General features: G+C 70.7%; 5 protein-coding genes. 2 read left to right on the forward strand and 3 right to left on the reverse strand.

Annotated features, from left to right (window positions below):
- Positions 1–253: 253 nt before the first annotated feature.
- Positions 254–1,357 carry a branched-chain amino acid aminotransferase gene (locus AB0M65_RS40110; RefSeq protein WP_364040654.1) on the reverse strand — a complete coding sequence of 368 codons (1,104 nt, stop codon included), beginning with the start codon at positions 1,355–1,357 and terminating at the stop codon, positions 254–256.
- A gap of 116 nt (positions 1,358–1,473) precedes the next feature.
- On the opposite strand from AB0M65_RS40110, the gene AB0M65_RS40115 reads away from it, so the two are divergent.
- Complete coding sequence (locus AB0M65_RS40115; RefSeq protein WP_364040657.1) at positions 1,474–1,785, forward strand: hypothetical protein; 312 nt, start codon at positions 1,474–1,476, stop codon at positions 1,783–1,785.
- 17 nt (positions 1,786–1,802) lie between these two features.
- On the opposite strand, the gene AB0M65_RS40120 is transcribed toward AB0M65_RS40115, so the two are convergent.
- Entirely contained in the window at positions 1,803–2,429 is a 627-nt protein-coding gene (locus AB0M65_RS40120) for a DUF402 domain-containing protein (RefSeq protein WP_364040660.1), read from the reverse strand.
- On the reverse strand, positions 2,401–3,297 hold the full coding sequence (locus AB0M65_RS40125; RefSeq protein ID WP_364040663.1) for a hypothetical protein: 897 nt from the start codon (positions 3,295–3,297) through the stop codon (positions 2,401–2,403). The genes AB0M65_RS40120 and AB0M65_RS40125 overlap by 29 nt, the downstream gene beginning before the upstream one ends.
- 111 nt (positions 3,298–3,408) lie before the next feature.
- Between AB0M65_RS40125 and AB0M65_RS40130 the strand changes: the two genes are divergently transcribed.
- The gene (locus tag AB0M65_RS40130; protein WP_364040666.1) at positions 3,409–4,911 is read left to right on the forward strand and encodes a leucyl aminopeptidase; all 1,503 of its coding nucleotides are present in this window, start codon (positions 3,409–3,411) and stop codon (positions 4,909–4,911) included.
- The last annotated feature ends 127 nt before the right edge of the window (positions 4,912–5,038 follow it).

The following is a 5,038-nucleotide window of genomic DNA, read 5'->3' on the forward strand; positions in this document are numbered from 1 at the left end:
TTTTATCTCGCGGGGGCCCGCGGCGGCGGGGGCCGCCGCGGGGCCCTGTCAGTGGCGCCCCCCCCCGCACAAACCGCGGCCCGGCCCCACCCCTCATGACACTCTCGGCGCGGGGTCGCGAGTAGTCCTCTACACGCGACGGCCCCACCCCACCGGCATGCCATGAACGGCCCGTTACTTGCAAATTTCGCAAGTAACGGGCCGTTCATGACACCGGTCCCAGGTGGCGGAAGTCGTGACGAGGACGAAAGGGTCAGCTCAGCGGGTACATCCAGCCTTCCGGGGCGGGCCGCGTGCCCTCCTGGATGCCGGTCAGCGCGCCGCGCAGCTTCATCGTCAGCTCACCCGGCTGCCCACCGGCGACGGAGAACTCCCCGCCCGCGTGCTTCACGTGCCCGACCGGTGTGATGACCGCCGCGGTCCCGCAGGCGAACACCTCGGTCAGTTCGCCCGAAGCCGCCGCCTTCTCCCACTCGTCGGTGGAGATCCGGCGTTCCTCGACCTGGTGCCCGAACGACTTCGCCAGTTCGAGCAGCGACCTGCGGGTCACGCCCGGCAGCAGGGAGCCGGTCAGTTCCGGGGTGACGACGCGGGCGTCGTCACCGGAGCCGAAGACGAAGAACAAGTTCATCCCGCCCATCTCCTCGACCCAGCGCCGCTCGACTGCGTCGAGCCACACGACCTGGTCACAGCCCTTTTCGACGGCCTGCGCCTGCGCGACGAACGACGCCGCGTAGTTGCCGGCGCACTTCGCCGCACCGGTGCCACCTGGGACCGCGCGCACGTATTCGGTCGAGAGCCAGACGCTCACCGGCTTCACGCCGCCGGAGAAGTACGAGCCGGCGGGCGAGGCGATCAGCGCGTAGAGGTACTCGTTCGCGGGCCGGTTGACGCCGAGCCCGGCTTCGGTCGAGATCATGAAGGGCCGCAGGTACAGCGACTCGCCCTGCTTCGTCGGGATCCAGCGGGTGTCGACGGCGATCAGCTCGCGGATCGAGTCAAGGAAGACCTCCACCGGCAGCTGTGGCATGGCGAGGCGCTCGGCCGAGTCCCGGAAGCGGTTCGCGTTCGCGTCGGGCCGGAACGCGGCGATGGTGCCGTCCGGTTGACGGTACACTTTGAGGCCTTCGAAGATCGCCTGGCCGTAGTGCAGCACGGAGGTCGCCGGGTCCAGCGAGAAGGGCGCGTACGGCCCGACGGTCGCGTCGTGCCAGCCCTGCTCGGCACTCCATTTCACGGTCACCATGTGATCGGTGAAGTAGAGCCCGAAGCCGGGTGCGGCCAATACGTCCGCGACGCGTTCCGGGCTCGCGGGGCGCGGGTGCGGGAGGTGGGTGAACTGCGTCGAGGTCGTCATGCTTAGACGATAACGCTTGGTCGGACCCACGTTAGTCGGACGTCCGCATATCTTTGCCGGTCGCGATCTGTCCGGCGCGACGAACACGAGACGACTTGCGCCCCTAGGATGGCGTCGTGACGTTAAATCCGATGCAGCCCGCCCACCCGGCCAAGCCGGCCACCCCCGGCGCGGGGGCCGACATCAAGACGTTCGCGACGGCGGTGCTGCTGACCTTCGGCACCGGCCTGCTGATGATGGACGGCTGGGCCCTGCTGGACAGCGGCTTCGGCGCCTTCCTCGGCCTGGTCGCCGGCGGCTTCGGCATCTTCTGGTGGCGCAAGATCCACGGCAAGGTGTTCCCGCGCGCGCTGTCGACCAAGGCGGCGGTGATCCTCGCGGTGATCAACGTCGCCCTGGCGTTGCTGCTACTGCTCCTCGTCGGCTAGAGCAGGCCCTCCGGCAACTAGAGCAGGCCCTCCGGCAACCCCGGGGCAAGCCAGTCCGGGTCCGGCCGGAAATCGGTCCAGGTCCCGTCGAAGGGGAACCGCCCGGCGTCCGCGAGCGCCCCGATCCGCTCACCCTCGCCGCGCAGCCGTTCAAGCTGCCCGGCGGTGAGGCGGCCGGCGAGGACGGCCTCCTCGGCCTCGTCCTCGTCCTTCCACTGCCAGTGGCCGCCGGGTTCGACGGCGACGTCGAGGATGCCGTCGATCCGGTCGGGCCCGGACGGCGTGCGCCCCAGCGGGACCTCGAGGTTGACGTACCAGTTCAGGAAGTGCCCGCTCGCGTCGAAGAACCACCAGACCGACGACCATTCGTGGTCGGCGATGCGGCGCAGTGTCGAGGTGTCGCGCCAGAGGTCGGGCACTCGCACCCTCGGCACCCGGAACCGCTCCCCGAGCGGCGCCTCGCGGAAGAGCCGCCCGTCGGCGAGCCTGCTGCCGATGATCGGGGTGTCGGCGGGGAGCCAGCCGAGCAGCACTTCGCCGTCGTCGGCGATGACACGCAGTGGATGGTGCTGGCCGATCGAGCCGTCCGGTCGCAGGAACCGTTCGACGACCGTGTCACCCGGGGTCCAGAGGGGATCGCGCACGCCTTGCACGGTACCCACGGGCGCGGACCCGCAGAACCAGTTCCGCGACCGTTCCCACTCCCGCGAGCCCGAGGGCCACGACCGGCCCAGCGAAGGCCGCCGCGACGGCCACGATCAGTCCACAAGCGAGTGTCGCCTTCGGACGTTCCGGGGACAGACGCGTCCTGCCCTCGGTGAAGACGTCCACCGCCACGGGCACGGTCGCCACCGCGACCAGCACCGAAAGCACCGGCAGCAACGAGACTGCGTCGGCCGCGGCGAGGAGCTCCCGGAACGACGTCGCGGAGAGCCCCAGCCGGACGGGTCCAAGCTGGTAGAGGGCGACGCCGGCGATCACCACGGCGACGGCGCCCACCACGGCGGCGCGGACGGCGCCGGGACGGCGGGGCAGCAGGAACGGCAGCAGTACCAGCACGGCGAGGCCGAGGCCGGGCACGGACGGCGGATCCGGCGCGATGAACCGCGCCGGCGGCGGGATGGCGACGCAGATCGCGATCAGGGAGGCGGCCGCCGCGAGCAGCAGGCCGGTGACCCAGCGGGCGGCGTGGTCGCCGAGTCGGACTCCGGCGAGATCGGCGACGGCCACCACGACGGCGAACACCGCGGCGGCGACCCCCGGCGCGGACGGGAAGAGGTAGTACCCGAACGTCGTCGCGAAGACCAGGACCAGGCCCAGCCGTGAAACGGAGCTCACGATCCGCTCGGGTCGCGTCTCCCCCAACGGGGGTGATAACGCCTCCGCCGCGACGGCGAGCAAGGCCGCGACCACGACGGCGAGAAGCACCCAATAGTCCGCTCCGGAGGCACCCATCGCGAGTGCGATGAGCAGACCGCCCGCCAGCCGCACGCCGTCTCCCTTCCTGTACACCGAGTGACCCCGTCGGCCCCGCTGTCCTCCCAGGTCCCGCTGTCATTAGCATGGCTCACGATCCAACCGGGCGACCGCCCGGTACCACCGCGAACGCGCGAGGAGCCAGAAGTGACCGTGCCGAAGCTTGCCCTGACCGAGAACGCCGAAGCGGCGCTTGCCAAGACGCGCGCCGACGTCGTCGTCATCGGCACCCTGCAGGGCGAGGACGGTCTGGCGCTCGCCGCCGGTTCCTCCGTTGCCGATGCCGCCTTCGACGGCAAGCTCGCCGACGTCCTCGGCACGCTGGGCGCGTCCGGAAAGGCCGACGAGGTCGTCAAGGTCCCGACGCTGGGCAAGCTGTCCGCCGGTGTCGTACTGGCCGTCGGCCTCGGCAAGGCGGGCGCCGATGGCGTCACCGCCGAGCAGGTCCGCCGGGCCGCCGGTGCCGCCGCTCGCGCGCTGAGCGGCACCGAGCGCGCGTTCGTGACGCTGTCGGCGATCGACTTGCAGGCCGCCGTGGAGGGCACCGCGCTCGGCGCGTACTCCTTCACCGCGTACCGCTCCGAGAAGGGCGACGGCCCCGTCGCCAAGGTCGACTTCGTGAGCCCCGAAGAGGGCGCCGCGAAGGACCACAAGGCGACGCTGAAGGCCGCCACCCTGATCGCGGAGTCGGTCATCATCGCCCGCGACCTGATCAACACCCCGCCGAACGACCTGTTCCCGGCCTCCTTCGCCGACCGCGCGAAGACACTGGCCGAGGCGAACAACCTCGAGTTCGAGGTCCTCGACGAGAAGGCGCTCAAGCGCAAGGGCTTCGGCGGCATCCTCGGCGTCGGCGGCGGTTCCTCGCGTCAGCCGCGTCTGCTGCGTCTCGCCTACAAGCCGGCGAAAGCGTCGAAGAAGGTCGCGTTGGTCGGCAAGGGCATCACCTTTGACTCGGGCGGCATCTCGATCAAGCCCGCCGCGAATATGGACCAGATGACCTCGGACATGTCCGGCGCGGCCGCCGTGCTCGCCTCCGTGGTGCTGGCCGCGAAGCTGAAGTACCCGCTCGAGGTCGTCGCGCACATCCCGCTGGCGGAGAACCTGCCCTCGGCCACCTCGTACCGGCCGGGCGACGTGCTCAGCATGTACGGCGGCAAGACCGTCGAGGTGCTCAACACCGACGCCGAAGGCCGTCTCGTGCTGGCCGACGCGATCGTGCGTGCGGGTGAGGAGAACCCCGACTACCTGATCGAGACCTCGACGCTGACCGGCGCGCAGGTCGTCGCGCTGGGCAACCGCACCGCGGGTGTCATGGGCTCGGACGAGTTCCGCGACCGCGTCGCGGGCATCGCGCAGGCGACCGGTGAGGGCGGCTGGGCCATGCCGCTGCCGGAGGAACTGCGTGCCGACCTCGACTCGCGCCTCGCCGACCTGGCCAACGTCACCGGGCACCGCTGGGGCGGCATGCTCGCCGCGGGTATCTTCCTGCGCGAGTTCGTCGCCGACGGCCTGCCCTGGGCGCATATCGACATCGCGGGCCCGTCGTTCAACACCGCCGGGCCGTGGGGTTACACCGGCAAGGGTGGCACCGGCGTCCCGGTCCGCACCATCGCCGCCGTCCTCGCGGACATCGCCGCCAACGGCTGACCTGCTCGACCTTTGAAGGTCCGTGAAGGCCTCTTGGGTTCACGGGGTCGTTGCAACACCGATTGTGGTCGGAGGTTGTGGTGGCGGGTCGTGTGCCGTTGGGGCGGGATGTGCGGGTGCGGTTCTG

Origin of the sequence: Amycolatopsis sp. NPDC051071 (assembly GCF_040682875.1) — a bacterium.
In the GTDB taxonomy this organism is placed as follows: Bacteria; Actinomycetota; Actinomycetes; order Mycobacteriales; family Pseudonocardiaceae; genus Amycolatopsis.

Bases quoted from the DNA above. Each gene is read 5' to 3' on its own strand.
- AB0M65_RS40110 (WP_364040654.1), bottom strand. From the start codon at position 1,357: ATGACGACCTCGACGCAGTTCACCCACCTCCCGCACCCGCGCCCCGCG.